Source organism: Pseudomonas sp. 91RF (assembly GCF_003576265.1).
In the GTDB taxonomy this organism is placed as follows: Bacteria; Pseudomonadota; Gammaproteobacteria; order Pseudomonadales; family Pseudomonadaceae; genus Aquipseudomonas; species Aquipseudomonas kribbensis.
On record NZ_QWFC01000036.1, the window covers coordinates 94,377 to 111,677 of the forward strand.

Here is a 17,301-nt window from a genome sequence, read left to right on the forward strand (position 1 = left end):
GTTGATATCGACAGGTAGCACCCTGCGTTTGAGCTCGTTGCAAAGAAATGTATCAAGAATGAAACAAAGACGAACAGGCAGGCAAAAAAAACAGGCGACTGCAATAGTCGCCTGTTTTTTCTGGAGCGCGGATGAACCGGTCAGTCCGCCAGCCAGCCGTTTTCCCAGTACCGCAGGTTGTCGCCACGCAGGACGTAATCACGCAGCACGACCTCGCGCAATTCGTCGCCCATGCGGTAGCTGGCGTCCGGATCGGCCAGGTGCATGCGGATCGCCTGCAGCCACTCATCCGTGGTGTTGGTCTTGATCCGCGTGCACGGCAGATAACCGCGATAGGCCTCGGTGTCGGTGCAGATCACCGGGTAGCCGCAGGCGCCATATTCCAGCAGACGCAGGTTGCTCTTGCAGTCGTTGAAGATGTGGAACTCAAGCGGCGCCAGGGCCAGGTCGAGGTTGAGGCTGGCCAGCTTCGCCGGGTACACGTCCAGTCCGATCACGCCGTGGAACTCATGCATGTACGGTCGCAGGTCGTCGGGGCACATGCCGAAAAACACCCAGTCGACTTCGTTGGCCAGTTCGCGCACCACATCGGCGATGACCGCGAGGTCGCCATGGTGACTGGTGCCACCACCCCAGCCGACCCGAGGTTTTTTCGAGGTACGACGCTGACTGCGCAAATCGCTCCACAGGTGTTTGGCCAGCATGTTGGGGACGACCCGAATGTCGCTGTGCATGCTCGACAGTGCATTACCCAGCGGCGCCGTGGACACCACGACCCGGTCACACATGCCGATGGCACGCCGGACCAGTTTTTCCATTTCGTCCTTGTTCGGCATGTTGCGGATGTGGGCATTGCGATGGGGAACGTCGATCACATAGTCATCGAGTTCATAGATCCGCCGGGCATTCGAGTATTTCTGCAGGATCGGGATTTCGTTGATTGGCGCTTCGGCATAGCGCCCCTGCAAAATGATCACGTCAGGGGATTGGCGCTCGACTTCGATGATCGTCGGCAAGTTGTAGTGAATCCGCCCCAGCGCCCTGCCCGCCGCTTCCAGCTCGATCAGTGGCTGGGTCACACGGTAGTGACCGATGGCCGACGCATTGACCGGCAGCGCCAGGATCTTCGGCAATTGCGGATGCGAAAACGGACTCCAGCCGGTACGCAGGCCCGGATCGAGACGGAAGCTCGAACCGCCCAGACCGTTGAGCGCCAGGTTGGCGTTGTACGCCGGATCCCGCGCGACGATCGGTAACCAGCGCTTGTAGAACGTTTCCTGTTCCTGGCCGAGCCGTGCTTCTTCGCCATCCTTCGGCGCCTGTGCCGGCTGTGCGCCCAACGCCAGCTGAGCGTAAGGCGTCCACACCACCAGGTAACCTTCCCGGCCGACCCGCAGGCACAGATCCACTTCATTGAGCGACTGTGCCAGATCCTGCTGATCGAGGCCGCCGACCGCCTCGAACACGGCCTTGCGCACCATCAGGCAATCGCCACCAACGGCGCTCAGGTCATGAGCGACGAGCAGCCGGTACATGTACCCCGTCGCCTGCAGGGTCTCTCCGTAAAACGGAACGCCGGCCGGCCCTTGCAAGCCGAGAATAAGGCCGGCGTGCAGGATCCGCCCATCCGGATTGAACAGCTTGGCGCCGACCACACCGACTTCCGGTCGCTGGGCGTGATTGAGCATTTCCGCCAGCCAGTCGCCCTGGGTGATCACCGCATAAGGATTGAGCAGCAGGACGTATTCGCCCCGCGCCTGACTCACCGCCGCATTGCGCACCGCCGCCATGTTGTCTTGCTGCGGGCAGTCCAGAATGCGGATCCGCTCGCTGCCCAGTTGCCCCATACCCTCGAACCAGGCCCGTGCTTCGGCACTCTCGCTGCCGTTGTCGACCAGCAGCAACTCATACTCGGCGTAGAGGGTTTTCTCCAGCAGGCTCTCGACACAGCGCTGTACGGCTGCCGTCTGATCCTTGCTGACGATGACGATCGACACCAGAGGCTGACGGTCATGGTGATAATCGACCCGGTTGAGCAGCGCCGAGGCGCCATTGCGAATCTCGTGGACGATGCCCAGACGCGCCAGGTGAGCCGAGATCAACTGCGAGTTGCGGTCCGCCATTTGCGGTTCGGACAGCCACTTGGAGAGGTCGTACGCCGACTCCAGCAACACCTCGGAAACATGACCGATGACGTGCGTGCCGTCCTGCTCGACCATGCGCCACAGCACATCGTGGGGCGCCAGCTCACCGAATGCGGAATCGAAACCGCCCAGGGCGAGGAAACGCTCGCGCTCGAAGGCCAGCGCCCTGCCCACATACGGGTAGCTGCGCATCAGGTCCAGGTTGAAGTCCGGCTTGAACACAGGCTCGGTCGACTCACCCTGGCTCAGACCTCCTTCATCGCTGTAGAGGCAGGTAACGGTGCGCGAGAGCGCGATACGTTCGGCCATCACCAGCAACGCCGGCACCACCAGACGATCACCGGCGCGCAGCAGATAGAACCAGTCGGCACCGTCGAGCTGCGGCAACAATTCGTTGATCTGTTGCTGCCAGTCATCCTGCAGCGGCATGCGCACGATGCGCTCCTGCAACTGCGCCTCGGTGCAGGACGCGGAGAGCACGATGGTCAGCTCCGGCAGGTATTCCTGTGCGGCCAGCGATTGCAGGGTGAGTTCGAGCGCCGAACGACTGCCCTGTTCGTCGATGATCACCGGAACGATTTTCGGCACGCGCGGCCAGGCGGCCAGCGTGTCCGGCAACAGCTCGCGCTGGCCTTCGGTCAGTGCGCGGCAGGCCAGCCACTGGGCGTACAGCTCGGCGAAACTGACACTGGCAATTCCGACATGCCAGTCCTGCGTGGTCTGCTTGGTGCCCAGCGTGCGGCTCAGTGGCAACTCTTCCCAGACCCGCGGAGTTTCCAGGGCCCTGGTGATCGGCACATAACGGACCCAGCCCGGCGCCGGTGCGGATTCGCCGCTGCGCGCCTTGAGCATCTGCGTCAGCCATTGCCGCTCGGTCTCGGCTGCATCGCGCATCGCTTGCTGGCTGCTCAAACGCTCAGGGTACAGGCGCTCGATGCTCAGGACATGGTTAGACATCACCACGTTGCCGCGGCGCAGCAGGCAGACGTACAAAGCAAAATCGAGCGTGGCGACAAAACAGTGACCGGACTGAGTCAGGGCCGGCAAAAGCTCCTGCACATCGGATCGACGAAACAGGGCATTGCTGAAGCCTCCGAGAATGTTCACCGGGAAATTCTCGAAAATCGCCAGCAGGTCATCGCCCTTGAACAATCCGCACACCGGAGACAGCGGCGTGTTCTCCAGGCGCGACGGCAACGGCAGGTCACCGGCATCCCAGAACAGCCGCTGGGCGAGTACCAGATTGACGTCCTGATGGTCGATCAGCGTCTGCGCCTGGCGTTCGACACAGGTGGAAAACAACTGATCGTCATCACACAGAAACTTGATGAACTCACCCGTCGCATGCTCCAGGCACGCATGCAGGTTACCCACCAGCCCGAGCGTCCGGGGATTGCGCACATAACGAACCGTAACCCCGCTGCTCTCGGTGACCGAAGCGACAATGGCCTCGATCTCACTGCCACGACTGTCGTCGCAGACGATGATTTCGAGATTGCCATAGCTCTGACTCACGGCACTGCTCAAGGCCTTTTCAAAAAAGCGCGGATTGAAGGCGGGAATGACGAGGCTGACAAGCGGGAGTGAATTCACGGCGGACTCGCAAGCGGCGGGAACCCGCCCGGAACAGCGAGCCCTTCGAAACCGCAAAAGAAGACAATAAGTACAGAACGATCAAGAAAACCGGGCGCTCGCGCGCCCGGTCAGCATCAGATCTTGTTGAACAGACCCAGCTGGCTGATTTTGCTGAACGCCAGTTGCGAGGCCTGCAACATGGTCTGCTGCAAGGTCAGGCGGGTCATCACTTCGGCAGGATCCGAATCACGGATCGAACCCTGAGTGGTGGTATTCGCCTGAGTCAGGCTCTGGTTGGTGGTGTTCTGGTCATCCAGCGACTGTCCGCGGGCACCGATCGAAGTCACCGCCGAACCGATCTGGTTGGACGCGCTGTCGATGTTGCCCAGCGCCGACTCCATGGCACCCTGGAATTTCTGCTTGGCCACCGGATCACCATCAATCGGCGCATTCAGCGCCGTGACCATCTGGCCCAGGGTGTCTAGCACGTTCTGGGTCTGGTGGTTGTTGGACTGGATCGAGAACTGATCGCCCGCACCTGGCGTACCGCCGAGGGTGAACGTCACACCGGCGGCGGTAGCATTGTTGCCGACCAGCGTGCCCGACGAAACCGGCTTGCTGTCAGCGGTGACCGGCGCGGCGTACAGGTCGAAAGCCGTGGCGCTGGTGAACTTCAGGATCGCACCGCCGCCGGACGGGAATGCCGCGTCGTAGGCCGCCTGGTTGGTTACGCCGGAGCCCGTGATGACCGCGGTCGACGGGTTGCCCGCGCTGCGCGAGGTGGTGAACGAGTCAGGCGTGGCCGCCAGCTGGAAGCTGTGGCCGGCGATGACCGCATCCGGGTTGGTGTCGCCAGGTTTGAGGTTGATGTTCAACTTCAGGTCGACACCACGGAAGCTGACGGTCTGGTTGGCACCGTTGCTGTTGGTGATCGCACCGCTCTGACTGGCTTCGCTCGTCACGTCGTTGCCCAGGGCATCGGTGATTTTCAACTGCGTGCTGCTGATGAAATCCACGGTGTAGGGCTGGCCGGCCGCGAACTTGGCGTTGTACGTCGCAGCAGTGCCAACGATGCCGTTGGTCAGCACCACACGACCATCATCGACGGCAGGCGCGGTCATGGTGGTCGTGGTGCGGCTCGTGTTGATGGTCTGCTGGAATGCATCCCAACCCGTGGTGTTGGTGGCTACCGAGAGGCCGTCGCCAATGCCCAGGTTGATCTGGGTCTGGTCACCATTGTAGGTGTAGGTGCCATCGGCATTCTGCGAGTACGGCGCGGTATCGGTCTTGGAGCCGGAAAACAGGTAATTGCCATTGGCGTCCTTGGAGTTCATCAGGCCCAGCACTTGTTGCTGGATCTGGCTCAGCTCGGATGCGTAGGCCTTGCGGTCTGCGTCGGTGGCGATACCGTTGTTGGCCGCCAGGCCGATTTCCTTGGCGCGCTGCAAGGCCGTGGTGATGGAGTTCAGCGTGGACTCCTGCACGGTCAGTGCACTCTTGGTGGTATCGATGTTGCCCTGATATTGCTCGAGCATCGCGGCCTGTTGACCCAGCTTGAGCAGGCGTCCGGCCCCGATCGGATCATCGGCGGCAGTGTTGATGCGTTGCAGGCTGCTCGCTTCGTTCGCGGTGGCAACAGTCTTGCTGTAGTTACGCTGATATTGGGAAGCTTGTGTCGCGTAATACTGAGCGGTGGAAATGCGCATGAATTACGACTCCTTAAAGACTGTTGATCAGCGTGGCGAAAGTTTCCTGCGCAGCCTTGATGATCTGCGAAGACGCTGTGTAGTACTGCTGATACTTGACCAGGTTGCCGGTCTCTTCATCCAGGTTGACCTGGGACAGCGAGTCGCGCGCACCCTTGGCCTGATCGAGGATCGTCGAGGTGGCTTCGTTGTCGGACTTGCTCTGGGCCGCCTTGGTACCGACGTTGGTCACCAGTTTGTTGTAGGCGTCGGTCAGGCTGATGCCCTTGCTGCCGGTGCCGGTGTCCACGGTCTGCTTGGTCTGCAGGCCGACCAGCGCCTGCGCGTTGCGGTTGTCAGAAGAAGCGGCGCCGGTCAGGTTGATCGTGAAGGTTTCGCCTGGCTTCGGCGTCGCGCCCACGGTGGTCTGCACGGTGAAGGTTTTCTGCACGTTCGGCGTAACCGAAGTATCCATCACCGGTGCACCGGTGGAGTCGACCATGCCGATCTTCAGGTTCAGGGTGTTGGCCTGCCCCGGAACGATGGTGCCGGTGCCGATGGTGTTGCCCTTGGCATCGACCATGTTGTACGACTGGCTGCCGCTGGTGACCGCACCCATGACCAGTTTGACCGGCGTCGAATACTTGAGCGCGTTCTGCAACTCGGCCTGGGAGGCCGGGTTGGTGATGTCGAGGGTATCGACCAGCGTCGGCTGGGTGTAGGTGCCGGAGTTGTTGGCACTGGCCACGCCGGTCAACGGTGCTGCCGCCGCGATTTTCTTCGGATCGGTGAGCACGGTCTGAATGTTGGTGGCCGCGTCACGGGTCGGGGTCACCTTGAAGGTGTCACCGGCGTTCATCGCGCCGCCGTTGAGGGCCAGGGTGAAGCCGTCGATCACTGGCGGTGGCGTGGTCGTGGTGCTGAACGAACCCATGTCGGTGCCGTCGGAGCGCTTGACCGAATAGTTGGTGGCGCTGGTGAAGGTGACCTGGTAATCGCTGGTGGTCAGCTTGCCGGTGTCCTTGATGGTGACGTTCAGGTTGCCGGAACCCGCGCTGTTGCCTGCCGAGGCAATGCTGCGCTGGCTGATCAGCGCGGCACTGTTGATGTCGTTGAAGATCGGCGCACCGAAGTCACCGTTCTTGTCGATGCCCTGGGCTTGCTGGCGATTCATCTGGTCGGCAATGACCAATGCTACACGACCCAGCTCGTTGAGCGACGGGTTGAGCACTTCATTGCGATAGGTCAGCAGACCACCGATTTCACCGCCGCTGATTACCGAAGTGATGTCGATGGTGCTTGAGCCACGATCCATCTGGATGCCCATGCGCGACGGGTCGTCCTTGCTCGGAACGGTGCTCAGGGTGTTGGTGGTGTTGCCGACAACCAGCGGCTGACCGCTGCCGACGTAGACGTCGAAGCTGGTGCCGCGCTCGACCACTTGCGCGCCGACCAGTTCGGAGAGCTGACGCACCGCTTCGTTACGGCTGTCGAGCAGATCGTTCGGCTGACCGCCGCTGGTGGAAACCTCGCCGATCTTCTGGTTGAGATTGGCAATCGAGGTGGCCAGCTTGTTGACCTGGGCGGCCATGTCGCCGAGGTTGCCATTGATCGTGGTGTTCTGATCGTTCAGCTGTTTGGCCAGGGCGTTGAAGCGGCTGGTCAGCGCTTGCGAGCCGGTCAGTACCGATTGACGGGACGTGTCGTCGGTCGCCGAAGTCGCCACACCCTGCATCGAGGTGAAGAACTTCTGCAACACGCCGGTCAGGCCGGTGTTGGTATCGGACAACGAGTTGTCCAGGGCAGTCGCCTGGCCACCGTAGGCAGCCGCTTCACTGTTGAGCGACGTGGCGGTATGCAGCTGGGTTTCCAGGTATGAGTTGTACACCCGGCGCACGTCGGCCAGGGTCGTGCCCGTACCGATGAACACGTTGCCAGTCTGGATCGATGACTTGGTGCCCTGCACGGTTTGCTGGCGTGAATAACCGGCGGTGTCGACGTTGGCAATGTTGTTACCTGTCACAGCCAGAGAGGACGAACTCGCGGCCAACCCCGACATCCCGATATTGAGCAAACTCATGATTCAAACCTTACCTTGTGTTTATAAAGGCGTTGTTGAAACGCCGGCCGCAGCGTAGTTCTGATTTACCGTCATCTGCCTGGCAATCTGCGAAATCTTGCTTGCGTAGTTCGGGTCGGTTGCGTAACCGGCCTTTTGCAACTCGCGTACAAACTGTTCTGGGTTATCGGCCGACTTCAGCACATCTTGATAGCGATTATTGCTCTGCAGCAAAGTCACCAGATCGTGGAAGCTGTCCTTGTACGAGGCGTAGGAACGGAACTCGGCCGTCTCCTTGACCATCTGCCCGTTGCGGAACTCGCTGGTGATCGCCCGGGCCGAATCGCCCTTCCAGTTGCTGCTGGCCTTGATACCGAACAGGTTGTGGCTGCTGGTGCCGTCCTGGGCGCGCATGACCGATTTGCCATAACCGGTTTCGAGTGCGGCCTGAGCCACCAGATAACGTGGATCGACACCAATGCGCGCCGCCGCCTCCTTGGCCATCGGCAGCATGGTGTTGACGAATTCGTCGGCGTTGCTGAACGCTTTCTTCGCCGGGGCCAGCGGAATCTGCGCCATGGCGCGACCGTAGATCTGCATCTGTCCGCCGGAAGCCTTGTCCGCCTCGGCGCGGGCCAGCCAGTCGCCGTTGTACAGCGGGCCGGAACCGGTGGCAGCGGCCGTCGCGGCACGTTGCGGCAATTGAGTGGCAGCCGTCGGCGTGGCCGAAGGCACCAGACCGGCGAGCAGGCGGTCAGCCAGTTTCGGCGGCAGTGCCAGGCGACGCTGGTTGATCATCTCCATGTCATTGCGATGGGCGAGCTGGGTGTTCGGCGCATGTACCGAACGCGAAGCCCACAACGGACGCTCGCCATTGAGGCGCGACAGCGGACCGTTGGTGGCCACGGTGCCGGCAGCAATCGGCGTTTCCACCGCAGCGGCCTTGGCCAGCGCTTCCTGCTGCTTGGCAGCGGATGCGGCGGCGGCCTCGCCCGGCGCCATCGGTTTGTTCTTCGACATCTGCTTCATCAGCACGTCGGCCAGACCGATACCACCACCCTCGCGGGACAGGGAAACGGCCAGTTGCTGGTCGTACATTTCCTGATATTGCTTGGCTGCCGGGGTGTTGAGCGGGTTGTCCTGGCCCAGCGCCTCAGTGGCCGAGCGCATCGACTTGAGCATTTCACCGAGGAACAGCGATTCGAATTCCTGCGCCACCTTGCGCATGTTGCCGTCGCTGTTCTTGTCGCCGACCTTGAGCTGGTTCAGGCGATTGAGGTCGGAGTACGAACCCGAATCGCTGCTGCTGACCAGACCGCTTTTGCGCATATCCATGGGCGGCGTCCTCAGATCACGATCAGGTCGGCTTGCAACGCGCCGGCCTGCTTCAGTGCTTCGAGAATGGCCATCAGGTCACCCGGTGCCGCGCCGACCTGGTTCACCGCACGGACGATTTCGTCGAGGGTGGTGCCCGGGCCGAACTTGAACATCGGCTTGGCTTCCTGCTGAGCATTCACACGCGAGCGCGGCACCACGGCGGTCTGGCCGTTGGACAACGGGCCAGGCTGGCTGACGATCGGGTCTTCGGTGATGGTCACGGTCAGACTGCCGTGGGTCACGGCGGCCGGCGACACCTTCACGTTCTGGCCGATGACGATGGTGCCGGTACGGGAGTTGATGATGACTTTCGCCACCGCCTGCCCCGGATCGACTTCGAGGTTTTCCAGGATCGACAGATAGTCGACACGCTGGCTCGGATCAAGCGGCGCAGTGACACGGATCGAACCGCCGTCGATGGCCTGGGCAACGCCCGGGCCGAGCATGTCGTTGATCTTGTCGACGATGCGCTTGGCGGTAGTGAAGTCGGAACGGTTGAGGTTCAGCGTCAGGCTGTTGCCCTGGTTGAAACCGCTCGGCACCGAACGCTCGACCGAGGCACCGCCCGGGATGCGACCGGCCGACGGAACGTTGACGGTGATCTTCGAGCCGTCACGACCTTCGGCATCGAAACCACCCACCACCAGGTTGCCCTGGGCGATGGCGTAGACATTGCCGTCGATACCCTTGAGCGGGGTCAGCAACAGGGTGCCGCCGCGCAGGCTCTTGGAGTTACCGATGGACGAAACGGTGATATCGACCTGCTGACCCGGTTTGGCGAACGCCGGCAGATCGGCACTCACCGATACCGCCGCGACGTTTTTCAACTGCACGTTGCCCGATCCCGGCGGCACCTTGATGCCGAACTGCGAGAGCATGTTGTTGAAGGTCTGCAGGGTGAACGGGGTTTGCGTGGTCTGGTCGCCGGTGCCGTTAAGCCCGACCACCAGGCCGTAGCCGATCAACTGGTTGGAACGCACGCCGGAAATGCTGGCGATATCTTTCAGCCGCTCGGCTTGTGCGTTGAAGGCCGCCGACAACAAAACGGCAGCCACCATGAGGCTCTTGAAATTCAACTTGGCCACCTAGAAAGGGAACAGCGGGCTGAGGAAGAAACGGTCGAACCAGCCTGGCTGACTCGCATCGGCAAACGAACCGGTGCCCGAGTAGGTGATGCGCGCATCGGCGACCCGGGTCGACGACACGGTGTTGTCGGTGGCGATGTCATCGGCGCGTACGAGGCCGGCGATTCGCACCAGTTCATCACCAGTGTTGAGCGTCATCCACTTCTCGCCGCGCACGGCGATGATGCCGTTCGGCAACACGTCGGCGACGGTCACGGTGATCGAGCCGGTCAGGGTGTTGCCCTGGGCCGCCTTGCTGTCGCCTTTGGTCGCGCGGTCGCCGCTGTAGCCGACGTCCAGGCTCAGATCGTTACCTCCCAACGGGTTGTTGGTGGTGCCGCTGCCGCCGAACAGCGAAGTCAGGCCGATGCCGGTCTTGCTGTTCTTGGCCACTTGCGAGTTGGCGTTTTTGCTGGCTTGGGTCTTCTCGTTCAGGGTGATGGTGATGATGTCACCGACCCGGAACGCCTTGCGGTCGCTGTACAGGTTCTGTTCGAAACCGGCCTGATAGATCGAGCCGTTGTTGGCGGCCGCCGGCAACGGCGTACGCGGCAACACCGGGGCGTAGTAAGGGTCATTGGGCTTGGGCGTCGGAGCGACGCAGCCCGCGAGCGAGACGACCCCACCCAATGCCAGAACAGATACGAAGCGTTTCATGACCCTTACCTCACGGTGTTGCAGGCGGCCTCATGGCCGCCTCATAGACTTGATTACAGATTCTGCGTTACGAACGAGAGCATCTGGTCGGCGGTGGAGATCACCTTGGAGTTCATCTCGTAAGCACGCTGGGTGGTGATCATGTTGACCATCTCTTCCACGGTGCTCACGTTGGAGGTTTCCAGGGTGTTCTGCAGGGTGGTGCCGAAACCGTTCAGGCCCGGAGTACCGACTTGCGGCGCGCCGGAAGCGGCGGTTTCCAGGAACAGGTTGTTGCCCACGGCCTGCAGGCCGGCCGGGTTGATGAAGTCGGCGGTCTGCAGATTGCCGATCACTTGCGAAGCGGCGTTGCCGGCAACGGTGATCGACACGGTGCCGTCACGGCCGACGGTGAAGGTCTGGGCGTTGTTCGGGATGACAATCGCCGGCTCCAGAGCGAAACCGCTGGCGTTGACGATCTGGCCGTTGGAATCGAGGTGGAAAGTACCGTCACGGGTGTAGGACGTGGTGCCGTCCGGCTGCAGGATCTGGAAGAAACCACGGCCGTCGATGGCCATGTCCAGCGGCTGCTCGGTGGTTTGCAGGCTGCCGGCGGTGAAGTTTTTCTGGGTGCCGACGATGCGCACACCGGTACCCACTTGCAGACCCGACGGCAGTTCGCTGTCCTGGGTCGACTGGGCGCCTGGCTGACGCTTGATCTGATACAGCAGGTCCTGGAACTCGGCGCGGTCACGTTTGAAACCCGTGGTCGACACGTTGGCCAGGTTGTTGGAAATGGTGGTCAGGTTGGTGTCCTGGGCGGACAGACCGGTTTTGGCAACCCATAGAGCCGGAAGCATTCGATTCTCCTCGTGCGCCTGTTTTACGGCGCGACGTTCTGATAATTAGCTGATCTGCAAGACCCGAGCCATGGCCTGGTCGTCGTCTTTGGCGGTGTTCATCATCTTGACGTGCAACTCGAACTGCTTGGCCAGGGCCAGCACCGAGGTCATCTCTTCCACGGCATTGACGTTGCTCGACTCCAGGAAACCCGACACCAGTTTGACGTTGGCGTCGGCCGGCGCAGGCTGGCCGTCCTTGGTGTAGATCGAACCGTCCAGGCCCTTGTTCATGTTCTTGATGCCCGGGTTGACCAGTTTGATCCGGTCGACCTCGGCCATGACGCGCGGGCCTTCGCCCATCGCACGGATACTGATGGTGCCGTCTTCGCCGACTTCCACCTGCTGCTCCGGCGGAATGGCAATCGGACCGCCATTGCCCAGCACCGGCATGCCGTTGCCGGCACGCAGCACGCCAAGGGCGTCGATATTCAGGCTGCCGGTGCGCACGTAGCTTTCGCCGCCATTGGGGTTCTGCACGGCAATGAAGCCGTTGCCGCTGACGGCCACGTCGAGGTCACGCCCGGTCTGCACCAGCGAACCCGGAGTGAAATCGGTGGCAGGCCGTTCGCTCATGGCAAACGCACGCGCCGGAAAGCTGTCACCGAACACCGGCATCGAACGCGCCTGCTCCAGGTCGCGCTGAAAACCATTGGTGGAGATGTTCGCCAGGTTGTTGGCATGAGCCTTTTGCGCCAGTGCGTTCTGGCTGGCGCCGGTCATTGCCACATAAAGGTACTTGTCCACACTCTTTCCTCTGCATGCCGGACGTTTGCCGCCCACCGCTGTACTGCTGAGCCACAAGCAATTTGCAGACCAACTTTTTTCTGACAGCCAGGGACCCGATAAACAAAGGACTTGAGGGGTTTTGCGGGAAAGAAGGAAATGTATCGAAGACGAAAAACCGGCGGTGTTATGCCGGTAGGTGGCAAAGGCTGGCACAGAGGTTACGTGGACTACCGCATTCGCGAGCAGGCTCGCTCCCACAGGGATCGCATTTCAATTGTGGGAGCGAGCCTGCTCGCGAAGAGGTCATCACAGACAATGCACCCGGTCGTTATGACTCGGTTTTGCCGACTTCATATTCACGCAGCTTGTTGGCAATCGTGGTGTGCGAAACCCCAAGCCGCTTGCCCAGTTGCCGACTGCTCGGGTGCTCGGAATACAACCGCTCCAGCACCGCTTTCTCGAAGCGCCCGACAATCTCGTCCAGCCCGCCTTCGAGAGAGAAATCGCCAAGCGGCTGACGCACGCCATAGTCCGGCAGACGAATATGCTCGGCCTTGACCGTCCCGCCATCGCACAGCGAAACCGCCTGGAACAGCACGTTCTCCAGTTGCCGTACGTTGCCCGGCCAGTGGTAATGACTGAGCCGATCCATCGCCGCCGGCGCCAGTTTCGGCAACGGGCAACCGATCTGCCGGCTGGCCTGATCGAGGAAGTGCTCCACCAGCGGCGTCAAACCGTCGAGGCATTCGCGCAATGGCGGAATGTGCAGGGAAAGCACGTTGAGGCGGTGATACAAATCCTGGCGGAATTCCCCTCTCGCACACAGCTCCGACAGATCCACCTGAGTGGCGCAGATCACCCGCACATCCAGATAAACCTCTTCATCACTGCCTACACGCCGAAAGCAACCGTCCTGCAGGAAACGCAGCAATTTCACCTGCAGGCGCGGGCTCATTTCGCCGACGCCATCGAGGAACAGCGTGCCGCCTGCCGTCAACTCCAGCAGCCCGAGCTTGCCTTCGGCCCGCGCGCCCTCAAAGGCACCAGGGCCGTAGCCGAACAGTTCGGTCTCGGCCATCGACTCCGGCAGCCCCGCACAGTTGAGCGCCATCAACGGCGACTGGCCGCGCGGGCTCGCCAGGTGACAGGCCCGCGCCAGCAACTCTTTACCGGTGCCGGTTTCGCCTTCAATTAGAAGAGGCGCATCGAGCGGCGCCATGCGCCGGGCTTCGCGCACCACCGCCGCCATCACTTTCGAGCTCTGGAAGATGCTGTCGAAACCCCGCAGCTCCTGCTTGCGCACGTTATAGATGCGCTCGCCGACCCGGTCCGCCCGGTGCAGCGTCAATACCGCACCGGCCATGGCCTCGCTGTCATCGTGCTCCGACTGGAGGGGAGCGATGTCGGCCAGAAAGATGTCGCCCTTGACCTTGACCCGCATGCCGTTGATTCGCGACTTGTTGGCGCGCACCAGCTCCGGCAGGTCGAAGTCTTCGGCGTAACGCGACAGCGGAATCCCCGGCACTTCGTCGACCCGCACGCCGAGCAACTGCGCCGCCGCACGGTTGGCGGCAACGATCGAGCCACCCATGTCGATCGATAGCACCGGAAACTCCAGCGCCCCGAGCAACGCATTCAGCTCCATGTGCCGACGCTCGCTGGGCATCAGCCCTACCCGCTTCACACCAAACACCCCGGCGATGGCTTCGAACTTCGGCCGCAACGCCTGGAACTGCAGGTTGATCAGGTTCGGGCAATGCAGATAGATCGCGTTGCCGTGTTCACCGCCGACCTCGCCGCGGGCGACGTTGATCCCGTACTCCACCAGCAGATTGAGAATGTCGCGCAGGATGCCGATGCGGTTCTGGCAATGGACTTTGATACGCATATAAAGGCCCGAAACAGGTAAAGGGGCGGATTTTTCTCTACCGCCCGCAAGATAGTCGTCAAGATTATGTGACAGACACAGATCGTTTCAAACCCTCGAATCACCGCAATCACGACTTATCGCACAAAGCGTAACGATAATTTTACGATTTATAGAGACTTTTCCTACCCGACGGTTCTTCAACCTGCTGCAACACGGCACGCTCTGGGGTATTTCTCAGTCCATAGCAGGACATAACAAGAACGAATTCCCCTCGCAGGAGAGCAGTATGAAGCAGACGCAATACGTGGCCCGCGAGCCCGATGCGCAAGGTTTTATCGACTACCCCGCCGAAGAACACGCGGTGTGGAACACGCTGATCACCCGCCAGTTGAAAGTGATCGAGGGTCGTGCGTGCCAGGAATACCTGGACGGTATCGAAAAACTCGGCCTGCCCCACGACCGCATCCCGCAACTGGGCGAGATCAACAAGGTGCTCGGCGAGACCACCGGCTGGCAGGTCGCCCGCGTCCCGGCACTGATTCCCTTCCAGACCTTTTTCGAATTGCTCGCCAGCAAGCAGTTTCCGGTGGCCACCTTCATTCGCACCCGTGAAGAACTGGACTACCTGCAAGAGCCGGACATTTTCCACGAGATCTTTGGCCACTGCCCGCTGCTGACCAACCCGTGGTTCGCCGAATTCACCCACACCTACGGCAAGCTCGGTCTGCAAGCGACCAAGGAAGAACGCGTTTATCTGGCGCGCCTGTACTGGATGACCATCGAGTTCGGCCTGGTCGACACCCCGCAAGGCAAACGCATCTACGGTGGCGGCATCCTGTCTTCGCCAAAAGAAACCGTTTACTCGCTGTCGGACGAACCTGAACACCAGGCCTTCGATCCGCTGGAAGCCATGCGCACGCCGTATCGCATCGACATCCTGCAACCGCTGTATTTTGTCCTGCCGAACCTCAAGCGCCTGTTCGATCTCGCCCACGAAGACATCATGGGCATGGTCAAGCAAGGCATGCAGTTGGGTCTGCACGCGCCGAAATTTCCGCCGAAACCAAAAGCTGCGTGAACCGTGGCTTTTACTTACAAGTGAGTCTGTCAGTCGTCGCGGCTTTGGTTTAGCGTGACGGCATTGCCAGCCAATATAAAAAAACACCTCTAGATTTCAGGAAGTACACCATGTCCACCTTGAACCAAGCCCATTGCGAAGCGTGCCGTGCCGATGCTCCACAGGTCAGCGATGAAGAATTGCCGATCCTGATCAAGCAGATCCCTGACTGGAACATCGAAGTACGCGACAGCATCATGCAGCTGGAAAAAGTCTTCCTGTTCAAGAATTTCAAGCACGCCCTGGCCTTCACCAACGCCGTCGGCGAGATCTCCGAGGCCGAAGGTCACCACCCGGGCCTGCTGACCGAGTGGGGCAAAGTCACCGTGACCTGGTGGAGCCACTCGATCAAAGGCCTGCACCGCAACGACTTCATCATGGCCGCGCGCACCGACGAAGTGGCCAAGACTGCAGAAGGACGCAAGTAATGCACTTCGACGCCATCGGCCGGGTGCCCGGCGACCCGATCCTCGGCCTGATGGAGGCCTACGCGCAGGATTCCAACCCGCGCAAGTTCGACCTCGGTGTGGGCGTCTACAAGGATGCCCAGGGCCTGACGCCAATCCCCGAGGCGGTGAAAATCGCCGAGGCGCGTCTGGTCGAGAGTCAGGACACCAAGACCTACATCGGTGGCCATGGCAATCCGCTGTTCGGCAAGGTGATCAATGAGCTGGTGCTCGGTGCCGATTCGGCACTGATCGCCCAGCAGCGCGCCGGCGCCACCCAGACCCCGGGCGGCACGGGTGCCCTGCGTCTGGCGGCAGACTTCATCGCGCAATGCCTGCCGGGCAAAGGCGTATGGCTGAGCAACCCGACCTGGCCGATCCACGAAACGATTTTCGCGGCCGCCGGGGTCAAGATCTGCCATTACCCGTACGTCGGCAGCGACAACCGTCTCGACGTCGATGCGATGCTCGCCGTGCTCAATGAAGTGCCGAAAGGCGATGTGGTGCTGCTGCACGCGTGCTGCCACAACCCGACCGGTTTCGATCTGAGTCACGACGACTGGCACCGGGTGCTGGACGTGGTGCGCAGCCGCAACCTGCTGCCGCTGATCGACTTTGCCTACCAGGGTTTCGGCGACGGTCTGGAGCAGGATGCCTGGTCAACCCGGCTGTTCGCCGCCGAGTTGCCCGAGCTGCTGATCACCAGTTCCTGCTCGAAGAACTTCGGCCTGTACCGCGACCGCACCGGTGCGCTGATCGTCTGCGCGAAAACCGCCGACAAGCTGATCGACATCCGCAGCCAACTGGCGCATATCGCCCGCAACCTGTGGTCGACTCCGCCGGATCATGGCGCGGCTGTGGTCGCCACGATCCTCGCCGACCCGGAGCTGAAACGCCGCTGGGCCGACGAAGTGGAAGCCATGCGTCTGCGCATCGCCCAGTTGCGCAGTGGACTGGTGGAAGCGCTGGAGCCCCACGGCTTGCGCGAGCGTTTTGCGCACATTGGCGTGCAACGCGGGATGTTTTCCTACACCGGCCTGTCGCCGGAACAAGTGAAAAACCTGCGTGAGCATCACAGCGTGTACATGGTCAGCTCGGGCCGGGCCAACGTCGCCGGGATCGATGCGACGCGCCTCGATCTGCTGGCCGAGGCGATCGCCAACGTCTGCAAATAAACACAATTGTGGGAGCGAGCCTGCTCGCGATAGCGGTGTATCAGTCAGCACAAATGTCGACTGGCACGCACTCATCGCGAGCAGGCTCGCTCCCACAATGATTTGTGTGCCGCCTTCGCTCATGTGGCCATTTGTCGCAACAAATGGATTTAAAAATCTGATTGTCACTTTTCCTGCTGTATCCTTCGCAGGCTTTCTGAAAGCGCGGATCTACCAGATCTATCAACAGACTTAGCGAGGAGCGCAACCATGCACGAGATTCCCAATCTCCCCTTCCCAAGCCTGCACGTACCTGAGCAGACGACCACGCAACAAGCCGGCGCCCAACAGCCCGAGCCGAAAGAAGCCGCCGAAAGCCGCCCGGCCGACAGCGAAGAGTAAGTAACACCCGCCGTACAGACCGTGTGGAAAGCGCTAACATGCGCTTTCCACACTGCCTGAAACCGCTGTCTCTTATACACATCT

General features: G+C 61.2%; 13 protein-coding genes. 4 read left to right on the forward strand and 9 right to left on the reverse strand.

Annotated elements, in window-relative coordinates; all coding sequences use genetic code 11:
* Positions 1 to 140 precede the first annotated feature (140 nt).
* The 9 genes from DXT77_RS19685 to DXT77_RS19725 all read right to left on the reverse strand — a co-directional run bounded on the left by DXT77_RS19685 (position 141) and on the right by DXT77_RS19725 (position 14,116).
* Entirely contained in the window at positions 141 to 3,737 is a 3,597-nt protein-coding gene (locus DXT77_RS19685; protein WP_119428842.1) for a glycosyltransferase, read from the reverse strand.
* 116 nt (positions 3,738 to 3,853) lie between these two features.
* Complete coding sequence (locus tag DXT77_RS19690; protein ID WP_119428843.1) at positions 3,854 to 5,425, reverse strand: flagellar hook-associated protein 3; 1,572 nt, start codon at positions 5,423 to 5,425, stop codon at positions 3,854 to 3,856.
* A gap of 13 nt (positions 5,426 to 5,438) precedes the next feature.
* On the reverse strand, positions 5,439 to 7,484 hold the full coding sequence (gene flgK / locus DXT77_RS19695; protein WP_119428844.1) for a flagellar hook-associated protein FlgK: 2,046 nt from the start codon (positions 7,482 to 7,484) through the stop codon (positions 5,439 to 5,441).
* A gap of 21 nt (positions 7,485 to 7,505) precedes the next feature.
* Positions 7,506 to 8,798, reverse strand: coding sequence for a flagellar assembly peptidoglycan hydrolase FlgJ (gene flgJ / locus DXT77_RS19700; protein ID WP_119428845.1), 1,293 nt, complete (start codon positions 8,796 to 8,798; stop codon positions 7,506 to 7,508).
* Positions 8,799 to 8,809: 11 nt separating this feature from the next.
* The gene (locus DXT77_RS19705) at positions 8,810 to 9,898 is read right to left on the reverse strand and encodes a flagellar basal body P-ring protein FlgI (protein ID WP_065260802.1); all 1,089 of its coding nucleotides are present in this window, start codon (positions 9,896 to 9,898) and stop codon (positions 8,810 to 8,812) included.
* Positions 9,899 to 9,925: 27 nt separating this feature from the next.
* Positions 9,926 to 10,621: a flagellar basal body L-ring protein FlgH gene (gene flgH / locus DXT77_RS19710; RefSeq protein ID WP_007965503.1), complete on the reverse strand. Its 696-nt coding sequence runs from the start codon at positions 10,619 to 10,621 to the stop codon at positions 9,926 to 9,928.
* 53 nt (positions 10,622 to 10,674) lie between these two features.
* The gene (gene flgG, locus DXT77_RS19715; protein WP_007958342.1) at positions 10,675 to 11,460 is read right to left on the reverse strand and encodes a flagellar basal-body rod protein FlgG; all 786 of its coding nucleotides are present in this window, start codon (positions 11,458 to 11,460) and stop codon (positions 10,675 to 10,677) included.
* A gap of 45 nt (positions 11,461 to 11,505) precedes the next feature.
* The gene (locus tag DXT77_RS19720) at positions 11,506 to 12,246 is read right to left on the reverse strand and encodes a flagellar basal body rod protein FlgF (RefSeq protein ID WP_119428846.1); all 741 of its coding nucleotides are present in this window, start codon (positions 12,244 to 12,246) and stop codon (positions 11,506 to 11,508) included.
* 310 nt (positions 12,247 to 12,556) lie between these two features.
* A complete protein-coding gene (locus tag DXT77_RS19725; RefSeq protein WP_096822212.1) occupies positions 12,557 to 14,116 on the reverse strand; it encodes a sigma-54-dependent transcriptional regulator in 1,560 nt (519 codons plus the stop codon).
* Positions 14,117 to 14,339: 223 nt separating this feature from the next.
* Between DXT77_RS19725 and phhA the strand changes: the two genes are divergently transcribed.
* From phhA to DXT77_RS30135, 4 genes are all read left to right on the forward strand, one after another.
* Positions 14,340 to 15,176 carry a phenylalanine 4-monooxygenase gene (gene phhA / locus DXT77_RS19730; protein ID WP_225739972.1) on the forward strand — a complete coding sequence of 279 codons (837 nt, stop codon included), beginning with the start codon at positions 14,340 to 14,342 and terminating at the stop codon, positions 15,174 to 15,176.
* Positions 15,177 to 15,286: 110 nt separating this feature from the next.
* Positions 15,287 to 15,643, forward strand: coding sequence for a 4a-hydroxytetrahydrobiopterin dehydratase (locus DXT77_RS19735; RefSeq protein ID WP_003222798.1), 357 nt, complete (start codon positions 15,287 to 15,289; stop codon positions 15,641 to 15,643).
* Positions 15,643 to 16,836 carry an amino acid aminotransferase gene (locus DXT77_RS19740; RefSeq protein WP_119428847.1) on the forward strand — a complete coding sequence of 398 codons (1,194 nt, stop codon included), beginning with the start codon at positions 15,643 to 15,645 and terminating at the stop codon, positions 16,834 to 16,836. The genes DXT77_RS19735 and DXT77_RS19740 overlap by 1 nt, the downstream gene beginning before the upstream one ends.
* A gap of 249 nt (positions 16,837 to 17,085) precedes the next feature.
* Positions 17,086 to 17,217 carry a hypothetical protein gene (locus DXT77_RS30135; protein ID WP_256574703.1) on the forward strand — a complete coding sequence of 44 codons (132 nt, stop codon included), beginning with the start codon at positions 17,086 to 17,088 and terminating at the stop codon, positions 17,215 to 17,217.
* The last annotated feature ends 84 nt before the right edge of the window (positions 17,218 to 17,301 follow it).